At 43.6% G+C, this 21,227-nt stretch carries 22 protein-coding genes and 1 tRNA gene; 13 read left to right on the top strand and 10 right to left on the bottom strand.

Annotated elements, in window-relative coordinates:
- Positions 1–99 precede the first annotated feature (99 nt).
- Entirely contained in the window at positions 100–615 is a 516-nt protein-coding gene (locus ACQY73_RS30080; protein ID WP_428657875.1) for a hypothetical protein, read from the bottom strand.
- 206 nt (positions 616–821) lie between these two features.
- Here ACQY73_RS30080 and ACQY73_RS30075 point away from each other — a divergent pair, with 206 nt between their 5' ends.
- The 3 genes from ACQY73_RS30075 (at position 822) to ACQY73_RS30065 (ending at position 3,977) form a co-directional block, all read left to right on the top strand.
- Positions 822–1,418: an RNA polymerase sigma factor gene (locus ACQY73_RS30075; RefSeq protein WP_428657874.1), complete on the top strand. Its 597-nt coding sequence runs from the start codon at positions 822–824 to the stop codon at positions 1,416–1,418.
- A 72-nt stretch (positions 1,419–1,490) separates the two neighbouring features.
- A complete protein-coding gene (locus ACQY73_RS30070; protein ID WP_428657873.1) occupies positions 1,491–3,089 on the top strand; it encodes a hypothetical protein in 1,599 nt (532 codons plus the stop codon).
- A 99-nt stretch (positions 3,090–3,188) separates the two neighbouring features.
- Positions 3,189–3,977 (top strand): Rossmann-like and DUF2520 domain-containing protein, encoded by a 789-nt coding sequence (locus ACQY73_RS30065; protein ID WP_428657872.1) that lies wholly within the window; start codon positions 3,189–3,191, stop codon positions 3,975–3,977.
- Positions 3,978–4,063: 86 nt separating this feature from the next.
- Here ACQY73_RS30065 and ACQY73_RS30060 read toward each other — a convergent pair whose 3' ends face one another.
- A complete protein-coding gene (locus ACQY73_RS30060; protein WP_428657871.1) occupies positions 4,064–4,588 on the bottom strand; it encodes a CvpA family protein in 525 nt (174 codons plus the stop codon).
- 8 nt (positions 4,589–4,596) lie between these two features.
- Positions 4,597–5,043, bottom strand: coding sequence for a GatB/YqeY domain-containing protein (locus ACQY73_RS30055; RefSeq protein ID WP_428657870.1), 447 nt, complete (start codon positions 5,041–5,043; stop codon positions 4,597–4,599).
- Positions 5,044–5,178: 135 nt separating this feature from the next.
- Here ACQY73_RS30055 and ACQY73_RS30050 point away from each other — a divergent pair.
- The 3 genes from ACQY73_RS30050 (at position 5,179) to ACQY73_RS30040 (ending at position 7,173) form a co-directional block, all read left to right on the top strand.
- Positions 5,179–5,254: transfer RNA gene (locus tag ACQY73_RS30050), tRNA-His, on the top strand.
- A gap of 93 nt (positions 5,255–5,347) precedes the next feature.
- Positions 5,348–6,013, top strand: a complete 666-nt coding sequence (locus tag ACQY73_RS30045; RefSeq protein ID WP_428657869.1) for a carotenoid biosynthesis protein — start codon at positions 5,348–5,350, stop codon at positions 6,011–6,013.
- A gap of 284 nt (positions 6,014–6,297) precedes the next feature.
- Positions 6,298–7,173: a MerR family transcriptional regulator gene (locus ACQY73_RS30040; RefSeq protein ID WP_428657868.1), complete on the top strand. Its 876-nt coding sequence runs from the start codon at positions 6,298–6,300 to the stop codon at positions 7,171–7,173.
- Here the strand turns inward: ACQY73_RS30040 and rfaD are convergent.
- Positions 7,170–8,135, bottom strand: a complete 966-nt coding sequence (gene rfaD, locus ACQY73_RS30035) for an ADP-glyceromanno-heptose 6-epimerase (RefSeq protein WP_428657867.1) — start codon at positions 8,133–8,135, stop codon at positions 7,170–7,172. The genes ACQY73_RS30040 and rfaD overlap by 4 nt on opposite strands.
- 268 nt (positions 8,136–8,403) lie before the next feature.
- Between rfaD and ACQY73_RS30030 the strand changes: the two genes are divergently transcribed.
- From ACQY73_RS30030 to lpxB, 3 genes are read left to right on the top strand one after another with little or no spacing between them, the layout of a single operon-like run.
- On the top strand, positions 8,404–8,823 hold the full coding sequence (locus tag ACQY73_RS30030) for a 6-pyruvoyl trahydropterin synthase family protein (RefSeq protein WP_428657866.1): 420 nt from the start codon (positions 8,404–8,406) through the stop codon (positions 8,821–8,823).
- 39 nt (positions 8,824–8,862) lie between these two features.
- A complete protein-coding gene (locus ACQY73_RS30025; RefSeq protein WP_428657865.1) occupies positions 8,863–10,596 on the top strand; it encodes a hypothetical protein in 1,734 nt (577 codons plus the stop codon).
- The gene (gene lpxB, locus ACQY73_RS30020; RefSeq protein ID WP_428657864.1) at positions 10,593–11,714 is read left to right on the top strand and encodes a lipid-A-disaccharide synthase; all 1,122 of its coding nucleotides are present in this window, start codon (positions 10,593–10,595) and stop codon (positions 11,712–11,714) included. The genes ACQY73_RS30025 and lpxB overlap by 4 nt, the downstream gene beginning before the upstream one ends.
- A 170-nt stretch (positions 11,715–11,884) precedes the next feature.
- Here the strand turns inward: lpxB and ACQY73_RS30015 are convergent, their stop codons facing one another.
- Both ACQY73_RS30015 and ACQY73_RS30010 read right to left on the bottom strand, forming a co-directional pair.
- Positions 11,885–12,424, bottom strand: a complete 540-nt coding sequence (locus ACQY73_RS30015) for a DinB family protein (RefSeq protein ID WP_428657863.1) — start codon at positions 12,422–12,424, stop codon at positions 11,885–11,887.
- A 98-nt stretch (positions 12,425–12,522) separates the two neighbouring features.
- Entirely contained in the window at positions 12,523–13,098 is a 576-nt protein-coding gene (locus tag ACQY73_RS30010) for a hypothetical protein (RefSeq protein ID WP_428657862.1), read from the bottom strand.
- A gap of 335 nt (positions 13,099–13,433) precedes the next feature.
- Here ACQY73_RS30010 and ACQY73_RS30005 point away from each other — a divergent pair, with 335 nt between their 5' ends.
- Positions 13,434–14,780, top strand: a complete 1,347-nt coding sequence (locus ACQY73_RS30005) for an APC family permease (protein ID WP_428657861.1) — start codon at positions 13,434–13,436, stop codon at positions 14,778–14,780.
- A gap of 163 nt (positions 14,781–14,943) precedes the next feature.
- On the opposite strand, the gene ACQY73_RS30000 is transcribed toward ACQY73_RS30005, so the two are convergent.
- The gene (locus ACQY73_RS30000) at positions 14,944–15,456 is read right to left on the bottom strand and encodes a thioredoxin family protein (RefSeq protein ID WP_428657860.1); all 513 of its coding nucleotides are present in this window, start codon (positions 15,454–15,456) and stop codon (positions 14,944–14,946) included.
- A gap of 233 nt (positions 15,457–15,689) precedes the next feature.
- Between ACQY73_RS30000 and ACQY73_RS29995 the strand changes: the two genes are divergently transcribed.
- Entirely contained in the window at positions 15,690–16,379 is a 690-nt protein-coding gene (locus tag ACQY73_RS29995; RefSeq protein WP_428657859.1) for a DUF4386 domain-containing protein, read from the top strand.
- Between the two features lie 73 nt (positions 16,380–16,452).
- Here ACQY73_RS29995 and ACQY73_RS29990 read toward each other — a convergent pair whose 3' ends face one another.
- The gene (locus ACQY73_RS29990) at positions 16,453–18,987 is read right to left on the bottom strand and encodes a family 20 glycosylhydrolase (protein ID WP_428657858.1); all 2,535 of its coding nucleotides are present in this window, start codon (positions 18,985–18,987) and stop codon (positions 16,453–16,455) included.
- Positions 18,988–19,129: 142 nt separating this feature from the next.
- Here ACQY73_RS29990 and ACQY73_RS29985 point away from each other — a divergent pair, with 142 nt between their 5' ends.
- Both ACQY73_RS29985 and ACQY73_RS29980 read left to right on the top strand, forming a co-directional pair.
- On the top strand, positions 19,130–19,585 hold the full coding sequence (locus ACQY73_RS29985; RefSeq protein WP_428657857.1) for an acetyltransferase: 456 nt from the start codon (positions 19,130–19,132) through the stop codon (positions 19,583–19,585).
- A gap of 114 nt (positions 19,586–19,699) precedes the next feature.
- A complete protein-coding gene (locus ACQY73_RS29980; protein ID WP_428657856.1) occupies positions 19,700–20,326 on the top strand; it encodes a hypothetical protein in 627 nt (208 codons plus the stop codon).
- Positions 20,327–20,386: 60 nt separating this feature from the next.
- Here the strand turns inward: ACQY73_RS29980 and ACQY73_RS29975 are convergent, their stop codons facing one another.
- The gene (locus tag ACQY73_RS29975; RefSeq protein ID WP_013929126.1) at positions 20,387–20,548 is read right to left on the bottom strand and encodes a DUF1328 domain-containing protein; all 162 of its coding nucleotides are present in this window, start codon (positions 20,546–20,548) and stop codon (positions 20,387–20,389) included.
- A 139-nt stretch (positions 20,549–20,687) separates the two neighbouring features.
- The gene (locus ACQY73_RS29970; RefSeq protein WP_428657855.1) at positions 20,688–21,215 is read right to left on the bottom strand and encodes a DinB family protein; all 528 of its coding nucleotides are present in this window, start codon (positions 21,213–21,215) and stop codon (positions 20,688–20,690) included.
- Positions 21,216–21,227: the final 12 nt, after the last annotated feature.

The following is a 21,227-nucleotide window of genomic DNA, read 5'->3' as shown; positions in this document are numbered from 1 at the left end:
GATGATCTTTCAAAAGCAGTTAAGTCAAATAACCCAATCGTATATACGCATTATAACAAAACCCTGAAAGACAGTCCAACAGGGTTCTGTTATTACCGGTTATTTCCCTTTCTTAGGTTTTCCCGGACCGCCCTTGGGAGCGGATTTCTCTTCCTTAAAGGTACCGTCAGCATTAAATACAATCAGCTTATGAGCATCTGTAGAAGCAATGCCGACATAATATAACCCTTCTTCGCTTTTGGCAGCCTGTTTGATTTCATAGCCGGCATAGGTAGCTGTAATATAAGATGTAATGGCCGCAGGCAAAGCCGATATTTCCACTTTGGTCAACTTAGGACCTTTAGCGCTGTCGGGGCGGCTGTGTGCTTTGGTGGAATCAGGGTGAATATGTTTTTTCAGTGAATCCGGATGAAAATGCGTTTTTGTAGAATCAGGTTTTGGATGATGTCCTTTATGATGCCTCGTACTGTCAGAACCCGTGGTGTCTGCTCCTGATGCGCGTGCCGCCGAAAGTGCCGTGGCTGCCGAGTCATCAGCCAAAATGTTTTCTTTGTTACAACTCGCCAAATACAATCCACTAACCAACGCAAAAATGATAACGAGTGATTTTTTCATGGTCTCTTAAAATTAGTTAAAAATAATTGATTGATTTCAGAGAGCATTACGCCGGTATTTTTGGGCGCGTGGCAGTAAACTTCATTAATATTTTTTAACAAAAAAAAGTGTAAATTGCTGCAACGCACTCCTATTTTAATGCGTATTACGGGTATGTGATAATTGTATACGGAACAGCTAAGCACCATCCAAAAAACGCTACGACCTTGTTTTTTAGAAAGAAAACCAATTTTACAGAAGATGACCTGGAAGATGTCATTCGAGCGTGCCTGAACAACGAAGGGCGTGCGCAGCGAATGCTTTTCCAACAGTTTTTTGGTTATGCCAAAGGAATAAGCCTGCGGTATTCGTCTTCTATGGAAGAAGCCGAGGAAATATTGAATGAAAGTTTTTTGAAAGTTTTTCAACACCTTGAGCGCTACGACATGAATCAGCCTTTTAAAGCCTGGTTAAGAACCATCGTAGTCAATACGGCAATCAGTTATTATCGTAAGAATCAGAAGTTTCACGGCGAAATAGGCTTAGATAATATCCATGAACCTTCGTTGGATGAATCAGTCATCGACCAAATCTCCGCCGATGAGATTTTAGCACTGGTGCAACAGTTGAAACCTATTTATCGTACAGTATTTACGATGCACGTGGTAGACGGCTATCAGCTCCGCGAAATTGCCGATGTGCTGAATTTCAATGAAGCCACCGTACGCTCGCATTTTGCGCGGGCCCGTACCCGGCTTCAGGAATTGATAAAGCAATCGTATCCTTTTTTTTCGGAGGAGAAAGCCGATCAGAAGTTTAAATAACACACCATACCATTCGTTGCAGTTGCAACCATAAACAAAAAAACCAAGTGCTATTGCACACTATAACAAACAATGAAACCCGATAAATTTGACGAAGCTATACGCCGAAAGTTAGAAGGGATTCAACCCGGTTTTCAGGACGAAGATTGGGCGAAATTTAAGGCGTTCCAAACCACCCATGCTCCCACTCCGTTCATACAGCGGTTTGGGCGTTCGATCATGTACTCTGCGGCAAGCGTGGCAGCAGCGGTAATGGTATTTGCCAATGTATATCAATATAAACAGAACCACCGGCTGGATCAGCAGGTGACCCAATTAAAAACGCAACTCGCACAAAGAGAAAACGTGCCGCTTCGTATTTCGACGCGGGTAGATACTGTCTATATTACTAAGTACATTTCTGTCGACTCCCAACGCCCTCAACCTGAAGCCTATGCCCAAACTTTACCTCAATCCAATGAAAGTGAGCTTTCAAATGATGAAATAGTTGCTGAAAATGACATATCCGTTTCTGAAGGGCTGAAAAATGTAGGTAAAATTATTCGCAAAAATCCGAATGAGCGGATCAGCGAAGCTTTTGAACGCCCAACTTCCGGTGAATCAGAGACATCATCCGGTACAAAGGAGATAAAGAATCCCACAGGAATAGCCAATGCTGCAAAAAATGAATTGTCTTTTCCAAAAGAGAAGACTTCCGACGCAACAAGTCAAAAAGAAACCGCAGGAAAAAATCCAAGAGCGGCAGATTCTCAAACGGCTTTAGCGCAGCAAAACAATGAAGTTGGTACAAAAAACAGTGCTAAATCGGAGCAATCAGGCGAAGAAAAAGGAGAAATAGATGCAACGACCGGTTCTGTTGCAGCAAACAATGTACCCACAAATCAGATTGAGATAAACACACTGGAACCTAATCAATTGGAAGATCTGGAAGGGTTGCAACCTGCTGAAATACGCGTAAATCGCTACGCCTATGCGACAATGCAAAGCCAGTCGGGTGCAAATGCTGCTACCGCCAATGCAAAAACGCCGCCACCGCCGCCATCGATGTCACTCAAAAATATTCGCTTAAGAGCAGGTGCCGGACTTGCCATTGGTGATAAATACACGGGGTATAATTTCATGACGAGTGTATTGCTGGGCAAATATTGGAGTTTAGACGTAGGTATCGGCAAGGCAAAACTCACAGGGCCTCAGTATTTCACGGAAGCTATTTTTAAAGATCAAACAGGACGTCCGTTTCAGAAATGGAATAAATCAAACGACGGAGTTCGTCCTCCGTTGATGCAACCTCAGGCGATCGATATTAAAACGGAAGTCAGTCTTATTCGTCTTCCTTTGAGTTTAACGTATCGTTGGCCTATCAAGGATAATTTTACACTCCTGTTTTCGGGTGGAACCAATATTAACTTATCTGCCCAACAATGTTATCGTTTTTATTATAAAGAGCGGTATGATGAGTTCAAAGAAGAAAAAGGACAGTTCAGCGTTACACCTTCTACTTCCAACGACATCATGCTTGGTGTTGGAGTTGAAAAACAATGGCGGAGTTTAGCGTTTCAGGTAGAAGCCTATACCGCTCCTTACCTTCAGAAACCCGAATACCTCACTGACAACCGTAATCTGGGCATACGATTTAAAATTTTGTACCAGTTCGGCAAAAAACAAATTTAAAGAAGCAGTTCCTGCCTAATCCAGTGAAAGACCCGTTCGCCTACGTAGGTGAACGGGTTATTTTTTTATCTTTGGAGGTCACCTTGTTTTATCCATAGTATGCGCATTTCATTTGTCGGGGCCGGCAACGTAGCTTGGCATTTGGCACAGGCTCTCGAACATGCCGGCCATCATATCGTAGAAGTTTTCAGCCGCGATACGCGCAATGCGCGCCGCTTGGTCAATAAACTCTATGACACTTCGGTGGCTCCTGATCTGGACTTTGCCGAAAGCACTGCTGAACTTATTATTTTATCCGTAACCGACGACGCTCTCGATGAAGTAATGCAACGCCTTGTATTGCCCGAAGAATGTATCCTTGTTCATACTTCAGGCACCAAGACCTTGGAAGAATTGAGTCGTTTGGTAGAAATCTACAGCGATATACCCGCGCATACAGGTGTATTTTATCCGCTTCAAACATTCAGCAGAGAAGTACCGATTCAGTTTACAGAAGTACCTCTTTGTATTGAAGCTTCTGATTCAACCACCGAGTCTACGCTCATTAAATTAGCGCAAGACCTCAGCAATGTTGTGTACCTGATGAGCTCGGAAGAACGCGCCATCATGCACGTAGCGGCGGTGTTTGCCTGTAATTTTACGAATCACCTGTTTACCATTTCAAAACGAATGCTGGATGCCGAGCATTTGGAATTTGACCTATTGAAGCCCCTTATTCGGGAAACAGTTCGAAAAGCACTCGAAGCACCCGACCCTTCCATTGTTCAAACGGGTCCGGCCCGCCGTGGCGACCATCAAACCATCGAACGGCATTTGGATTACCTTGAGCGATACCCCGCCTATCAGGGACTATACGAAGTATTGTCGGAAAGTATTATGAGAAGGTAGTTTGATTTTGGAATGACGATCTACGATTTTGGAATAATTCAGGTAGAAAATTGTAAATCCAAAATCGTAGATCGTCACTCCAAAATTTATTCACTCCTTCCCCATTCACGAATTAAATTACCGCCCACTGGAATCCAATCTGAGATCACACTGATGATTTTAGGGGCAATGGGTAAAGTATAATCATACAGAAAACTTTCCAGACGGTATTTGGGCGGTATTTGAATACCTACGGTACTTAACAACCAAAAGAAAACACTGATCCCAAATACCCAAGTGAAGATGCCAACAGCGGCGCCCGCAAGGTTGTCAAGCGTACCAAGCAAAGTATATCGCAGCATCGAACGCATTGAATAACCGAGGCGATTGACCATAAAAACGGTAGGAAAGAAAATAACCGAAAAACCAACAAACGGCAAAAATCGGCGCACAAGTTCTGCGGTCAGGTAAGGTGCCAATAAGTCGGTTCCGAAGCGAAGGAATTTAAAGCCTACGATCATGGCTATCACAAAAGCGGCCACTCCTACAATTTCGATCAGGAGGCCTTTGCGATAGCCATTAAAAGCACCCCAAGCAAGGGGAATAAGAATCAATAAGTCTAACGTATTCATGCTTGGATCTAAACCAACAAACTCTTCACCAATGCCTGCACGACCTTTCCGTCGGTCTGTCCGGCAAGTTCTTTCATGGCAATACCCATCACTTTGCCCATATCTGAAGGGGCTTTCGCTCCCACTCGGTCAATGATTTCCTGAAGTTTGGCTTTCACTTCGTCTTCAGTGAGCTGTTTTGGTAAATATTTTTCAATGACCGCAATCTCCGCGATTTCCTTTTCCAGCAAATCGGGGCGGTTTTGTTGCTCATAAATGGTGGCAGAATCGCGACGTTGTTTGGCGGCTTTTGTCAAAAGCTTTAATTCATCGTCGGCGCTGATGCCATGAGCACCTTCTTTGGTCTCTTCCAATAAAATTAATGACTTAATAGCCCTTAACGCCCGCAACGTATCCTGATTTTTGTCGCGCATGGCTTGTTTGATGTCTTCGTCTATGCGTTGTTTGAGTGACATATCTATTTGTGAATTAGAAATTTAAAGAATAAGGCCGCAATTTATGTTCCTTATTCCGTCCGCAAATCTACAAAAAAACGCCGTAAGGCTTGGATTATTTGAAAGGAGTTCACTATCTTTGCAGCTCGAAAACATGGAGGTTGTAGCTCAGTCGGTTAGAGCGTCGGATTGTGGTTCCGAAGGCCGCGGGTTCGAGCCCCGTCTTCCTCCCTAATAAAACAAAAAATCCCGATACTGAGTATCGGGATTTTTTGTTTTATAGATTTTCAAAAACATTAAACACATTCAATTGGTTGAAAGTGATATGTATTCATTCCTAAACCGACTTCGCTCTCCGATCAGTCAACGCATTATTTTCATTGTGTTGCCACTCATGCATATAGCAGGTTTTATAGGTTTGCAATTTCCGCCAACACAAGCTCTTTTTAAAGCATTGGTGCCTTTTCATCTGCTTAGCTCACTGGCGTTGTTGCTTCTTTTTCACATGGACTGGAACAGGTCTGCGCTTCTGTTTTGCATTGTTGCTTATTTAGTCGGATTTATCATTGAAGCATTGGGTGTTCACACCGGAATCATTTTTGGGAGCTATCATTACGGTACTACGCTGGGGTGGAAAATCATCAACATCCCTTTGATCATTGGCGCTAATTGGTTGACACTTATCTATTCAGCAGGAGTGGCAGCGCAACACTGGCACCGTTCACCTTTTGTAAAAGCACTCCTTGCGGCGCTTGTAGTAGTCGGTTTGGATGTGCTGATCGAACCCATTGCGATACGATTGGATTTTTGGCAATGGGTCGACAATACGATTCCTTTACAAAATTATGTAGCGTGGTATATCGTTTCTTTTGGCTTGTTATGGCTATTTTACGTGCTTCCTTTTCAAAAACAAAATCGTTTGGCAGTAGTATTATTGGTATGTCAAATCGTTTTTTTCGCGGCTCACAATATTGTTTATTTTATTGAATAATAATTATTTAAAAACATTTCCCCGACAGCGTGGTTTTATAGGTAATACAGCACAATCTATAAAACGAAACAGTCTAACTTTCAATCTATTGCCTTTTTTGTTTAACAAATACACGCAAAATATTCAACAATTTTACCCTTCCTTGCTAGGATATCAACATTATTCTTGACATTTTTGGAGGAATGTATTTACCAACACCAATTCACTTTTCAGTTTTTTTTGTGACTACTTTTAGCTCGATTGTGGAGGCGTTATCAATCATTTGGTAAATTTTAAAACAGCTGATGAGCAACTATTCTATTCGAGACCTGGAGCAACTTTCGGGAATTAAAGCCCATACATTGCGTATTTGGGAACAACGCTACAATATTATTCATCCAAAACGTACGGATACCAACATCCGTATGTACGACGACCATGACCTCAAATTAGTACTCAATATTTCATTGCTTAAAGAGCACGGATTCAAAATATCGGAGATTTCAAAATTACCGCTTGATGAAATAGCAAAGGAAGTGATTGCTATTTCTGACAAAAACCTCAACTATCCTGACCAAATTCACGCACTCACCATTTCAATGATCGATTTGGATGAAGAGCGTTTTGAGAAGATCATCAGTACCAATTTTTTGCAGTTCGGGTTCGAGAATACGATGCTCAACATTATTTACCCTTTCCTGAACCGTATCGGAACACTCTGGATGGCAGGCTCCATTGGACCTGCCCAAGAGCATTTCATAACGAATCTCATTCGCCAAAAAGTGATCGTGGCCATTGATGGTCAAGTGATCAAACACCGGCCGGATGTTAAGAAGTTCTTATTGTATTTGCCGGAAGGAGAATTACACGAGATCGGGCTTTTGTTTGCAACCTATATTATTCGCTCCCGCTATCATAAAGTGATCTATTTGGGACAGACCCTGCCTTTCAGCGAATTGGTCTTTGCGTATGAGACACATAAGCCCGATTTTATTTTTTCGACCATAACCTCAGCACCTGCCAACGAAGAGGTGCAACCCTACGTTGACAGGCTATGCAGACAATTTCCTGAGACTCAGATCTTATTGACGGGCTATCAGGTAGTAGGTCAAGACATCAAAATGAGTCCAAACGCGGCCGTCATTAATAAGACAGAAGATTTAGTAGAATTTCTTCATTAATAGTATTCTTCAACCGACAAATAATTCTGCACATAATCCTTCACGCCTTCTTCAAGTGTGTGGAAAGGCTTGCTGTAACCAATGGAACGCAGTTTATTCATGTTGGCCTGCGTAAAATATTGGTACTTGTCGCGAATATCGGCGGGAGTGTCCACAAAATTAATGTCAGGTTCCAGTCCCATCGACTCAAACGTGTTGGTAACCAAATCAAGGAACGTTCGTGCTTTTCCGCTACCGAGATTATAGATGCCTGAGTTTCGACGATGATGCATCAAAAACGAGCAAACCTCAATTACATCTTTTACGTACACAAAATCGCGCATTTGTTCACCGTCTTTAAAATCGGGATGATGCGACTTAAACAAACGCATTTGTTTGGTAGCCTTGATCTGATTATAGGCGTGAAATATCACCGAAGCCATACGGCCTTTATGGTATTCGTTAGGCCCATAGACGTTGAAAAATTTCAGTCCTGCCCAGAAAAAAGGCTTTTTCTCCTGCTGCAATGCCCAATTGTCAAAGTCATTTTTTGACTCTCCGTAAGGATTGAGCGGCTTTAATTTGGGTATCAAAAGTTCATTATCATCGTAGCCCAATTCGCCCAAACCGTAGGTAGCCGCTGAAGAAGCATACACGAGCGGGATTTGATAATCAATGCACTTTTGCCAAATCTGTTGGGAGTAACGTACGTTCAATTCATCAAAGATCGCGTAGTCAAATTCAGTAGTATCAGTACGCGCTCCAATGTGAAAAATGAACTCTACCTCGTAGTAGTTTTGGTCTAACCATTCAAAAAACGATTCGCGTTCGACTCGCTCCTGAATCTTTTTTCCGTCTAAATTGTGCGATTTCTCAATCTTTGAAAAATCATCAACCGCAATAATGAAATTGAAGTTTTCTTCGTTTAGCTTACTGATAAGACAGCTTCCAATAAAGCCCGCAGCCCCCGTGACAATAATCATACTGATAACTTATGATAAGGAGTTTAATTAGTGGGTTTCAAATAGTTGGTATAGTAAAAATACCTAGAAAAATATTTACAAATGTAGGCAATAATTTGAACAAAAAAATATTCAACATTTGAGGAATAAATTATACTTTTCCAAGACAAACAACTCCTTTTTAAAGTGCTTTCGGAAACGAGTTTTTGGTCGTAATTTTGCCAAAAATTAATACTGAAAAGTAAAGGCAGCGGGCTACTTCGCTTACTGCAAATTATTAAATTTAAATATGGTGTACGTAACACGTAAAGAGCATTTCAACGCTGCTCACCGGGTTTATAATCCGAGTTGGTCAGATGAGAAAAATTTGGAAGTATTTGGAATTTGTGCCAATCCTAATTTTCACGGGCACAATTTTGAGTTATTGATCACCGTCAAGGGAACGATCAATCCGGAAACAGGTTTTGTGGTGGACATGAAATTGTTGGGTAATCTGATGAAAACTGCCGTTATTGATAAAGTTGATCATCGTAATCTCAACCTGGATGTTGATTTTATGCAGGGCATTATTCCCAGCTGCGAAAATTTTGTGGTAGAAATCTGGAATATTTTGGAAAAAGGTGTGGCAGAACTCGCCCCAAACGCCAAATTGCATTACCTTAAATTGATCGAAACTCCCAAAAATTATGTGGAGTATTACGGAGAATAGCACATTACCCATTAGCCTTTCACCAATTAAGCCGCCATTTTGAACAAGCCCATTCTTCCTTTTACGTTCCTGACAATCGCTTTGGTCATTATAGGAGTGTATCTATATTATATAAACCTATACGCTGTCAATATTCCAATCACGGATGATTATGACCTGATTAGGGTAAAATACACTTTGCTAACAAATGATTTCTCGTGGTGGCAAAAGATCAAGCTTTTACTCGAACCCGAAAATGACCACCGTATTCTCATTCCGCGTTCGATTGCGTTGGTCGTTTATGCCATCAAAGGATACATTGATTACCGTACACTTATTTGGATCGTTAATGGCAGTTTACTGGGGATATTAGTTTTTTGGCTCGTTAGTTTTCTGAAAAAGGGCATTGCGGTTTGGTATTTTATTCCTGTATTGCTGTGGTATCTCACTCCTTTTGTGTTTGATGTTACCTTGTGGGGAATCAATGGAATGCAGCATACTACACTGAATCTGTTGGTATTTGCCACTTTTTATGTTTTAGCCAACTATTCGGGATTATTTCCGACGATAGCGGCTTTTCTTTTGGCATTTGCGGCCACCTTTACCAATGGTAACGGATTTCTGGTTTTTCCGGCCGGGCTTACGATTTTACTTTTGGCCAAAGATTGGAAAAAAAGTGTGTGGTGGAGTATCGGTATGGTAGTGGCTTTGTTGGCTTACTTTCTGAATTACAGCGTTGGTCAGGCAACGAAGGTGACTATTTCGGGCCAATTCATTCAAAATCTCATCGTCAGTTTTGCGGCACTTTCGGGCGGTTGGGTGGCGGCTTTTAAAGGCAACAGCTTAGGATTACTTCTTTGGAGCTCGTTTGCCGTTGGTTTGATAACGTTAATTACGCTTGTAATCTGGCTGACAACAAATACGATTTTTGCTCTCCCAAGAGCGTCAAAAAACAAGCCGTATTTTTGGGTAGGGGTATTTATGTTTTCAGTAATGACGATTGGCATTATTGCCGTTTCGCGCGGAGGGCGCGATGTGTATTCTGTTTTCACCAGCCGTTACAGCCTTTATCCATTGCATTTGCTGACGCTCGTTTATGCTATGCTATTGATGTGGAAACCTATTCCTCAGCGTTGGCTCTCAGGTTTAGCTACTGCGTTTGGGCTGGTATTTGCGGCAGCAAGTGTGTATCAATACCAAATTGACGTTGATATTCGTCGCCGCAGTCTCGTGGCTGATCATTATAACTGGCGTCAACATCGTAAACTTATTACGCATTTCCGCAGTGAACTGGCTGATTTTTTTACGCAACCGGCTTACGATAAGGGCATTTACCGTTTTTCCAATTCACCTTTGGCCGCTGCGGAACCGGCACTTACTCAACCCGCCGATACCCTCTCTCTCCAACCGTTGCGTTTAACATTGAGCAGCCATTCAAAACCCGTTGATTTTTTTGGGCATCCGCAAACGGTTTGGCAATTTACATTGGAAAATAATGATTGTGTACAACCCGAAATAGGCCGAGGCAATGGCGTATTTATCGTCCTGAAATCGCCCCAAAATACCATTTATTTATTACCCACCTGGCCAAATCAGGCGGGCAAAAAAGATTATTTACTACGGGGAAAAATCTACCGCCCCGGTTTTAGAGTAACGCTGTTCAATGAAAATTTTAAGCCCAACAATTATCGGCTCGGGCTTTTGTATTCCACCAATGAAGGCGAAAAAATTCAATACACGACCACGATACTTCGGGTAGATTCTGTTCATACTCAACTACTGACACGCCCATGAAATACTATCTCATTGCCGGCGAACGCTCGGGTGACCTGCACGGGAGCAATCTCATCAAAGCCATCAAACAACACGACCCCAAAGCAGAATTCAGAGTGTGGGGAGGTGATATGATGCAAACTGCCGGCGCAACGCTCGTAAAGCATTATGCCGACATGGCGTTCATGGGTTTCTGGGAAGTCGCCAAAAATTTGGGAACCATCTCGGGATTTCTGAAAGAATGCAAAGCCGATCTTCTCTCCTACCGGCCCGATGTGTTGATATTGATCGATTATGCAGGTTTTAATATGCGAATGGCGCATTTTGCCCACGAATCCGGCATTAAAACATTCTACTATATTTCCCCAAAGGTATGGGCATGGAATCAAAACCGAGCCTTGAAATTGAAACGCGATATTGATAGATTATTCGTCATTTTTCCGTTTGAGAAAGCGTTCTTCAAACGCTTTGACTACGAAGTTGATTACGTCGGCAATCCACTCTTTGACGCCATTGCCGATTTTTCGCCTAATCCACAATTCTTAGCCGAAAATCACCTCGACCCGCAAAAACCCATCATTGCGTTATTGCCCGGCAGCCGCCGTCAGGAAGTAGAGCAAATGCTGACTGTCATGACTTCCACTAAGGCGCAGTTTCCTGAGTATCAATACGTGATCGCGGGCGTCAGCAATTTGCCGGGTGAGCTATATCAACCCTTTGAAAAAGAAGGAATTAAACGCGTAACGGACGATGCTTACAACTTACTTTCCGTTGCTACGGCGGCGTTGGTAACCTCAGGTACGGCTACGCTCGAAACCGCGCTTTTTGAGGTGCCGCAGGTAGTATGCTACAAAACGGGCGCGCTTAGTTATGTGATTGCCAAGCAATTGATTCGCGTGCCATATATTTCTTTGGTCAATTTGGTAGCCGAAAAAGAAGCGGTGAAAGAGCTTATCCAAAACGAAGTAACTACCGAACACCTTACCAAAGAACTGCGTGCCGTATTGCCCAACGGCGCTCGCCGCGAAGCTCAGCTTGAGGATTATCGCCACGTAAAAGCGCTTTTGGGGGAAAAAGGAGCGTCTGAAAAAACGGGAAAACTGATGGTAACTTACCTGACCGAAGCTTTAATTGCCTGATCATCAATTTAGGGTGTTTGAAATAGTAGGCCGTTCTCCGGTTAACGACTCACCGGCCGGGTTGTAAGCAACCCGATACACTCCCGTGCAGAGGGTTGCTCACAACCCGACCTTTACTATTGGCGCAATACTTCTCCTGTAAAACTCTCGACGGCTTACGCCGTCGTTTCTCAGCCCTTTAGTATCGCTTCCAATTCTGCCTGTTGGCGCAGATGATGCCGAAAGTGCATTTCCATTAAATGATACCATTCGTGCGCATTGAGCCAATCGAACGCGGGTTGAATGCATTTGTATTGGCCGGCATCCTTTGTAACCGGTTCGATCAATTTTTTGGCATCTTCCAACACTTTCGGAAACGCAATTCGGTAAGCATCCATTGATTTAGCAACGGGCTCAGGGCCACGAAGCACTTCAGGGATTTTGAGCTTTACCGGAGGGAACTTGTTGTATTTGTAAAGGTTATCTCCGTATTGATTTTTTTCTCCACCGAGTTGGCCCTTGCGTTGTTCAAGGCAGCGAAGCGTATTGGCCAGAAAGAAAAAGTTGGCAGAAAGCAATAAATGCTCGTACATCTGACCCAATGACCAAACATCTTCGGCCGGTTTGTACGAAAATTGTTCGTCTGTATAGCCGTCAAGGGCATTTATGTATCCGGTGATTGTTTTTTCCAAACTTTCATAAATTTCAGCGGGCGAGAGTTGACTTGTCATGCGTAAGGTATAGAGGTTTATACCGCAAAGGTGTTGCTTTTTTTACCCGCTTCAAAAACTCAACCTCTATTGAATTAAAATAGGTTAGACTGCACTGCTTATTTGTCTGCTTTCACTCGTTTTTCTTTCAGTTCCTTAGGCATTTTCAATCCTTTCAACAAACCATAAACAATAAATAAGACAGTAATAACAAACGAACCCCATTTGATCATTTTGAAGATTTCGCAAAGGCTCGCTACGGTCATTGACTGCTCAGGAAAGTTTTTCAGCATTGTAACAATGGTGATATTCTCTAAATAGTCAAATACCAAAGAGATAAAAGGGAATATATTCACAAGCGCAAACGGTCGGTAAGATTTGCGGTAATACAACAAGGAAAGAGCTACCGCAAAAAGGCAGGAATAAACAATTGGATAGATCACATCAATGGTCATCTCGACGGTGGCGTAATAGTCGCGAGCGGATTGTCCGTATTGTTCCACCATTTGCAGCGTTCTGGTAGGCGTAAAACCCATTGTCAGGTCAATTGGCCCAAGGGTTTTACCCGACAGTAGATTAATTTGGGTTTCGGCGTTTTTGAGAAAATACCCGGGAAACATCATGTAGAGTACTACCAACAACAAAAGGATTTTCCAATTTGAAATACGGTAAAAAAAAGTTGACAGTTTTTTCATAAACGTATATTTAGTGTTGATAGTTGGGATAAAAAAAGCGAGCCGGCTATAGCTTATAGTTAGTGAATAAAGATTTTATTCCCAATTTATTACCCATTAGTACATTTTCTTCTCTTATCATCCCTTTGAAATGCTTTCCTGAAGGTAACTTAAACCGTCTTGTTTGTCATTTTAGGAAGGTACAGCGTTTCTTTCACTATTTTTATAAACCATCAGTACATGAAAGTTATGTTGATTGGCTTTTTTTTACCAATTTAGCAATTGCCACCTAACTTCCACCACTATCAGCGATTATTGACCCTAACAGTGGTGTTTTTGCGCTAAACCTAACTTTTATGCAATCCATTGACCCACAACCTAAAAACAATCAACTCCTCAAAATTCTCGGCGTAGGTTTCGGCATCGCCGTCACCATCGGCGGCACCATCGGCACAGGGATTCTGCGCAAGCCCGGTCCCATCGCCAACGCGCTTGGTGACCCGTGGCTCATTATGGGTGTGTGGGTACTGGTGAGTATCTATGCGTTGTTGGGCGTTCTTTGTACCATTGAATTAGGGGTTACCTTTCCAAAAGCGGGGGCTTGGTACGTTTATGCCAAACGCGCCTTTGGAGGTTATGCGGGTTTTGTTGTTGGGTTCAACAGTTGGCTGGGCACTTCTTCAGCCACGGCGTTCGGTGCCTTTACCATGAGCGAATACATTGCATTGCTTTTACCCCAAACCGCAGGATATGAATCTTACATGGCAACCGCTATTTTGCTGGCGCTGGGTTTACTCCATTGGATCGGGTTACGCACAGCGAGCCGCGCGCAGGAGATCATGAGCGTCGCCAAAGCCGTGGGGTTGTTTGCTTTTGTGGTCATTTGTTTTGTATACGGCGATGCCGTAACGCCTGAACAGGTCGTCGAAACCACCGCGAATGCTGTGCAGAAAGGTTCCATGATAGGGGCGTTGATCTTTGCCCTGCAAGCCATTTTTTATACGTATGACGGATGGCATACCGCTGCTTATTTTGCCGAAGAAGATTCCGACCCTGCCCGTAATCTTCCCAAATCCATGTTGGGTGGATTGGCGTTGATCGTTGCTATTTATTTACTGGTCAATGCTGCTATTTTATACATTTTGCCCATGCCTGTACTGCAACAGTCAAAATTAGCGGCAGCTGATGCCATTACGCTAATTTTTGGGGAGCAATCGGGCAAGATCGTGACATTCTTCCTGATGATCTCAATTTTGGGAATTGTCAACGCGCAGGTAATGTTCAATCCACGCGTACTGTATTCTATGGGCCGCGACGGTCTTTTTATCTCTCAGGCAACTCGCGTTAATGCAGGCGGAACACCAAGCATCGCCATGCCTTTATCGGTCGCAATGGCCATTGTGTTCATTATGAGTGGAAAAGAAGCAAGCGGCAAGCTCTCCGACATCGCTACCTTTTTCTTCGTGATCGGCTATACCTCGGGCTTCGCCTCTTTATTGTATCTCCGCAAAACTGAGCCTGATATTCCGCGTCCATGGAAAGTCCCGGGCTATCCGGTTATTCCTTGGGTTGTTTTGATCGCATCGTTGGCATTTTTGATTGGTGCCGGTTTCCAAGACCCCGGCAGCAGTGTATACGCGCTTGGATTTTTGGTCTTGAGCTATCCGCTGTATTTGGGGGTGAAGTGGTGGAATAAAGGGTAATATACTATAGGTATTAATCGGGGCAGAAATTGATGGGCAGACGTAAAGCCTGTCCCTACAGAGGAGATAAAAATGTAGGGGCAGGCTTTACGTCTGCCCTTTTTTCGTCAACCCATTCAAACAAAAAAGCGGTTTTGAGAAACCACCTGCACAAGCATAACTATCAGTTGTTTGTTGCTTTATAATGCTTTGGATCAAAGGCACTTTTATTCCATGCGCCCAAAAACTCCATTATTTTGGCTTTATCGTAGCCATCCCCTTTTTCGAGATAGGCCGAGTTTTGGGTATGAATGCGTTCTCCTTTGTCATTTAGTATAACAAAGACCGGAAAGCCAAAACGTTGCGGATATTGCAATTTTTCAAGATACGCCAAGTTCATGTTTTCTTTGCTGTAGTTGACGTGTGTCACCACATAAGAGGCTTTAAACAAAGAATCAATTTGCGTATCTGTAGTGCTTAATTTATTGAATTTCAGGCACCATGAACACCAATTGCCGCCAATTTGCAGAAATACATGCTTGCCTTCCGCCTGTGCTTTTTTCACCGCATTCTGAACATCCGCCTGCGCGTCGGCTTCGGGGTGATACAATTTTGGTTTTTCCTGCGCTCTTACTGTTACAGCAAAGGCAATTGAAAAACAGAGAGACCACAGGATTTTTGAGGAAGTTAATTTCATTGCTTCATTTGTTGATTAGCGTTACAGACAAAAGTAACAAATTTAGGTGCCTGATGAAATGCCTCGATCAACAAGTTTTATTGCAATCGAAGTCTATTGTAGAATTTTCTGTTTAGGCGAAGTCACTTCCAAAGAATATCAGCGAATTTTTGTATCCAAAATTGCTTTTGGACATATGTCCGGTAATTTCTGTTGCCGCACCCTGACCTTTGTATCACTAAAATGATACAAAAATGAAAATCGAAAAAACCATTGGTTCCTTACTTATTTCGGGCAGCATCTTGGTGTTGATTCCCTACACAATTCTTACCGTCATTTTCGACTACCCCGCCATTCTGCGACAGGAAACGGGCATCATATTGACCAAATTTCACGAAGGCGGTGCGCCATTGATCTGGACTTGGTGGGCATTTGCGTTGGTCGGACTTCCGCTTTTGGGTGCTTACACTCTCCTCGGGCAGAAACTTGAGAGTCGCTTTTCTTGGGTGCGCTTGGCTACTTTTATCGGAATCTTTGGCTTGGTAGTGCAAATGATCGGTCTGCTTCGCTGGCCTTTGGTAGTGCCGATTTTGGCTCAACAATTTATCGATGGAGATCCTGCAACGCAGGCCGCCGCCAAAATCGCTTTTCAAGTAATTCATCAATACGGCGGTGTAGGGCTGGGCGAGCATTTAGGGCAGCTTTTCACCATTGCCTGGACCGTGATGATGACCGCTGCCTTTGCAAAAACCGCCTTGTTTCCGAAATGGCTCATCGGACTTGGTTATGTGTCGTCCGGGATTTATTTTATGGCTCAGGCCGAGTTGGTTGCCACTGTACTTCCTTCGTTCCCTTATTGGGATTTGGCGGGTTTCTTGGGCAGTACGCTGTGGCTGGTCTGGTTGATCGCGTTGGGGATCAGGATTTTGAGAGTGAAACTTTAGTGTTTCTTTTCACGCAAAGAAGCAGAGGGGCGGTCCGCGCTGCGGCAAAGTTTTACTTACCCTCTGCTTCTTTTTATGGGTTTACTTCGACGGTTCTTCCGCTGCGTCCATTGCCGTTAAATACTTTGAATTTAATCAGCTTACTGACCGGAAGGGGTTGCGAATATACGGCGCTGTTGGCGGTAGGTTCGGAGCCGTCGGTGGTATATCGAACGATCAGGCCCGGCAATTGAACATTAGTCTGTACTTGGTTTCCTTCCACAATGGCTCCGGCTGTTGGCAAACGATAGGCAAATCCGCCCGCAAAAGAATCAAGTCGCGGGAGTTCTCGTTTTCCCAACTGATTGGCAAACACAGACCATGCTTTTTGATAGGCTTTTTCGTCGTTTGTTTCGGCCCAAGCGGGCGATTGTGCCCATGCCCGTTCAGCCATTCCCATGAGTTTTGGCAACATCATGTACTCCATCCGTTCAGGAGAATTGACGGTTTCGCTCCACAGAAGTCCCTGAATACCAACGATATTTTGTTTGCCGTAATCCGTCAGTCGCTCTTTGCCATTAAAAATGGAACGGTCAAGGGGATTGCCTAAACGGTCTTCTTTTGAGTTTTTGAAATAATCGTACGGAATGAATGAAAACGGCTTGTCAACGTCGATATAAGCACCCCAATAATACCCCGGCTCATCGAACGATTTATAGTAAGACATGTCAAAATACATGTGTGTGACGCATGACAAAACCACTTTGTACCCGGCATTGGCCAGTCGATACGCCAGATCTTCGGCTCCCCAACCCAACACGTTGTTCCAAACGTCTACCTGCATATCCTGACCCACAAAATCGGGATTGGGAATGACGTGGCTCTTGCCGTCAAGCAACGTTTTTCGCATCCCAATTTCTTCCCAACCGTACAAAAACAGCCCCCGTTTCTGAACCATATCGTTGATCTTCCCGTAGAAATAATACCAGAGGTCGTCGCTCGTTTTGAGCTCGGGATTTTGTTGGCGTAACTTTTCCACGGCCGGCGAGTTGGTCCATACACCTGCCGGCACTTCATCGCCTCCGTAGTGAATGGTTTCGATAGGAGCGCCGGCTTCGCGGTACATGCCCAGAATATCATCGGTGACCTTTTCCAAAAAACGATATACCGAAGGCATAGCAACATTGATGACGTTATCATTATACATCTGCACCGAGCGGTATACAGAACGGTCGGTAGGATCGTGCAGAAGGTATTTTTCAGCCTCGGCCTTCAACCCTTCCGTTAATTTAGCATTGTATCTGGCCTCCATTGCTTTGATGGCTGCTCGAGCATGGCCCGGTGCTTCGATCTCAGGAATTACTTTGATATGGCGTGCATTGGCGTACCGCAAAATATCCACAAATTCCAATCGACTGTAATATCCTGTACCCGCTGCGCCGTTAATGTCAGGCCCGGAACCATAAGCGGGTGCAAGATTTTTGAGCGGTACATTGGAATGCCCGCGCACCGCTCCAACTTGTGTCAATTCGGGCAACGATGGGATTTCCAAACGCCAACCTTCATCATCCGAAAAATGCAGGTGAAGTACGTTGAGCTTATAAAAAGCCATCAGGTCGAGCAATTTCAGCAACTGCTTTTTGGAGTGAAAATTACGGGCTATGTCCAACATAATAGCCCGGTGACCAAAACGCGGCAGGTCGCTTACTTCAACACCCGGCACCGATAGACTCGTTTGCGTTTTTCCCCAAGAAGAAGGAGGCAACAAAGCCAACAACGACTGCACACCATAAAAAGCACCCGGGCGATCCGCAGCAGCGATCTCAATTCCTTTTTCGTTGACAGTGAGGCGATAGCCTTCTTTGGAAAGACTGCTGTCTACTCGAAACACAATAGCGCCATCCGTTTTCCGGGTACTTGAGGCTAATGGTTTTCCAATCATTGACGACAATTGGGCATTCAGAAAAGAGGCTTCTTCTTTTAACTCTCCGGTGGCAAACACTTTGGTTTCAGGCGTAACCATAAAGGATACTCCCGTTTCGCGATACTGCTGCGGACTTGGGAGTATCTTGGGTAATTCTTTCTCGGGAATATCCTGAATGGATTTATTCTGGGCAAATATCATGGCAGGTGTAATCAAACCCATTTTGTCGCCCGCAAAACGTTGGTATTGCCTTGGTTGTGTGGAAGGCGTTATGGTGTAATCGGTCAGGGAATATGCTTTTTCGGGTTGTTGATCCCACACCCAATATAGCCCCGCCGGAGCATCGGTAAAATTCACGACCCATGCTTCAGAAACAGCATTTACCTGCACCGAAGCCCCCGGTTTCAATCCTTGAAAATTGGCGGTGGGCAGCAATTGAAACAGGTCTCCGTTGATGTGCCGAATTTTCAGATCGGCAGATAATGTGGTATCTACTTTGCGTACAAAATTGAAATACATGACCCAACCGCTTTTGGGAAGCGCTTTTTTATCCGTATTTGTGATGGTAAAGGCGGTCAGCGAAGCTGATTTTCCCTGATGGTTATTTTCAATGATCTCCCAACTGATCTTTAACGACGGAGCCGTCAATTGCGCTTTCAGCGAAAAGGGAATCAGGAAAATGGCCAAAAATAAATAACGGATCATTTGAAAGGAGATAGTTAGAAAAAAAGGTTAAGCGATGTTGAGAAGCAAAAGTAAAGCAACATCACTGTTTTTTCACAAAACGTTTTGTAAAATACCGAATGTATTCCATTTTGCGATTGATTACACTTCAATAAATATACACATGAAATCTTCGGAATCCAATTCACACATCGAGGCCGTTTTTCCCGATGAATATCCCGAAATAGTAGAAGTATGGGAAGCATCAGTCCGGGCTACGCATCATTTTTTGCCCGAATCCGATATTCTTTATTTCAAGCCTCTGATTCTGAATGAATACCTGAAAGCCGTCAATTTGCTTTGTGTTAAAGATGAAAAAGGCAAAATCCTCGGTTTTATGGGAGTCCACGGCGACGGTCTTGAAATGCTGTTCATTCATCCCGACGCGCGCGGCAAAGGCATTGGTACGCAATTGACTCAACATGCAATACATCATTTGAACGTACAAAAAGTAGACGTAAATGAGCAAAATCCGCAGGCAGTAGGATTTTATGAACACACTGGATTTGCAGTCGTAGGTCGCTCGGAATTGGATGGTTTGGGCAAACCCTACCCCATTCTGCACATGCAATTATTTTAGATTCAACTTTTAAAATCAACGGCTTACCTACCTAAATCGACGCTTTACAAACTTGCTGTTGTTGCATTCATTAAAAGAAAACAGCTTTGACAGACATTTAGCATAACGTCGGTCATGAAAAATACGCAATCCCTCAAATCTTTGATCCAAATTGGAGCCATTGCAGGAATGGCATCAATTATTTCCTACTTAATTATTGCCTTTTTCGACTTACCCAACGCCATTACGTTTTTATTGGCAATGCTTTTTCCGATGTTGGGCATCGTAGCTGTATTCTCATTAAAAGAATATATTACTGATCAATTACCTTCATACGCCAATTCGCTAAGTTTTACTTTTGGCAGTATTGCGTTTACGATCTGTGCGATTTTTCTTTCGGCTCAATTGGCCGTACAAATAGAAGTCAAACCTACTACAGATGCAGAAAATCAAGCCGTTTTAAAACTTATCAAGGCATCTATCCGAGTGGTAGATATGGGAATGGATGTAGCGTGGGATATGTTTATCGGTACCTACTTATTGCTGTTTCTTTTTTCTACCCAACGTATTACTACTCTCAAATGGTGGGGTTTAACAGGGGGTATTTTGGGAATTGCACTCATGATTCTCAACGTTTATACCTTCCCGATTCCACCCGCCAACAGCGGCTTGTTTGACCTGGGGCCATTCATTGCGTTATTTTTATTTGCACTCCATGTTCGTATGTTCTTTTTGGGCCGACAAATGCAGGAAACAGAATAAAAAAAGAGGCTGAAACCAATTGGTTCCAACCTCAGGGGAATAAGGGGTATGTGTTTTTTGCTAAACCCTGTTTCGTCCTGCAATTAGGCTAAGCAGAAACAGCACAATGGCGATATAGAAAACAATTTTGGCCAGGCCGGCAGCGCTTGCTGCAATACCTCCAAATCCAAAAATAGCGGCAATAAGCGCTACAACTAATAAAATTACTGTCCAGCGTATCATGAGAATTGGTCGTTTAAAGTGAGAATGCTTATTTATTTGTTCTCTTATTAAAACTTTTTGACCGGCCGGATTTGGGGGATTATTTCCTGTTTATTACCATTATTTATGCTTTTTTAGATAAAAGTGTAGAAAAAAATACTCACTTATACATTATTGGGGTTTTTAAGACACCCACTGTTACAATCAGTTGACCTACATGCCGTTGGGTATGCTCCGCCGCGTGAAAAAGCAACCCCAACACCGTAGAGGGGATTTGGGCACGACCAACACCCCGCACTTCCGTCAGGGTGGCCTGATCTGTGTGTTGAATTTGTACCAACGCCGTATCTATTTGTTTGCTGAACGATTGGAATAACGTTTCAAACGAATCGGCTTCATCCTGCGGTTTACCTTCGTTGGTTAAGCATTGCAATTGCGCCGCGTTCAGCGATTCGGCACGAGCGTACGTAAAGAGGCGGTCGAGTACACCGGTTAGGTGTTGCAAATGAAACCCTGCCGAAGCCAATCCTGCGGGGCGCTCCCATAACTTGCTTTCAGGAAAGTCTATCCCCAAGGCCTGCACTTCTTCGCGGGCCTGTAAAAGCGCGTGTGCTACGGGTTGCAGCAAGGACGGAATCTGAGGAAGCGGCCCTCTCAGCCACACCTCGCGAGTTTCAGCGGGTATCATAGAAAACGTGTT

Origin of the sequence: Runella sp. (genome assembly GCF_965279615.1) — a bacterium.
In the GTDB taxonomy this organism is placed as follows: domain Bacteria; phylum Bacteroidota; class Bacteroidia; order Cytophagales; family Spirosomataceae; genus Runella.
This window is presented reverse-complemented; position numbering and strand designations above follow the sequence as displayed.

Coding starts and splice junctions, on each gene's coding strand:
- ACQY73_RS30040 (WP_428657868.1), top strand. CDS start 6,298: ATGAGCAACTATTCTATTCGAGACCTGGAGCAACTTTCGGGAATTAAA.
- ACQY73_RS29970 (WP_428657855.1), bottom strand. CDS start 21,215: ATGATACCCGCTGAAACTCGCGAGGTGTGGCTGAGAGGGCCGCTTCCT.
- ACQY73_RS30045 (WP_428657869.1), top strand. CDS start 5,348: ATGTATTCATTCCTAAACCGACTTCGCTCTCCGATCAGTCAACGCATT.
- ACQY73_RS30060 (WP_428657871.1), bottom strand. CDS start 4,588: ATGAATACGTTAGACTTATTGATTCTTATTCCCCTTGCTTGGGGTGCT.
- ACQY73_RS29995 (WP_428657859.1), top strand. CDS start 15,690: ATGAAAATCGAAAAAACCATTGGTTCCTTACTTATTTCGGGCAGCATC.
- lpxB (WP_428657864.1), top strand. CDS start 10,593: ATGAAATACTATCTCATTGCCGGCGAACGCTCGGGTGACCTGCACGGG.
- ACQY73_RS29980 (WP_428657856.1), top strand. CDS start 19,700: ATGAAAAATACGCAATCCCTCAAATCTTTGATCCAAATTGGAGCCATT.
- rfaD (WP_428657867.1), bottom strand. CDS start 8,135: ATGATTATTGTCACGGGGGCTGCGGGCTTTATTGGAAGCTGTCTTATC.
- ACQY73_RS30005 (WP_428657861.1), top strand. CDS start 13,434: ATGCAATCCATTGACCCACAACCTAAAAACAATCAACTCCTCAAAATT.
- ACQY73_RS30000 (WP_428657860.1), bottom strand. CDS start 15,456: ATGAAATTAACTTCCTCAAAAATCCTGTGGTCTCTCTGTTTTTCAATT.
- ACQY73_RS30080 (WP_428657875.1), bottom strand. CDS start 615: ATGAAAAAATCACTCGTTATCATTTTTGCGTTGGTTAGTGGATTGTAT.
- ACQY73_RS30070 (WP_428657873.1), top strand. CDS start 1,491: ATGAAACCCGATAAATTTGACGAAGCTATACGCCGAAAGTTAGAAGGG.
- ACQY73_RS29985 (WP_428657857.1), top strand. CDS start 19,130: ATGAAATCTTCGGAATCCAATTCACACATCGAGGCCGTTTTTCCCGAT.
- ACQY73_RS29990 (WP_428657858.1), bottom strand. CDS start 18,987: ATGATCCGTTATTTATTTTTGGCCATTTTCCTGATTCCCTTTTCGCTG.
- ACQY73_RS30030 (WP_428657866.1), top strand. CDS start 8,404: ATGGTGTACGTAACACGTAAAGAGCATTTCAACGCTGCTCACCGGGTT.
- ACQY73_RS30065 (WP_428657872.1), top strand. CDS start 3,189: ATGCGCATTTCATTTGTCGGGGCCGGCAACGTAGCTTGGCATTTGGCA.
- ACQY73_RS30015 (WP_428657863.1), bottom strand. CDS start 12,424: ATGACAAGTCAACTCTCGCCCGCTGAAATTTATGAAAGTTTGGAAAAA.
- ACQY73_RS29975 (WP_013929126.1), bottom strand. CDS start 20,548: ATGATACGCTGGACAGTAATTTTATTAGTTGTAGCGCTTATTGCCGCT.
- ACQY73_RS30010 (WP_428657862.1), bottom strand. CDS start 13,098: ATGAAAAAACTGTCAACTTTTTTTTACCGTATTTCAAATTGGAAAATC.
- ACQY73_RS30055 (WP_428657870.1), bottom strand. CDS start 5,043: ATGTCACTCAAACAACGCATAGACGAAGACATCAAACAAGCCATGCGC.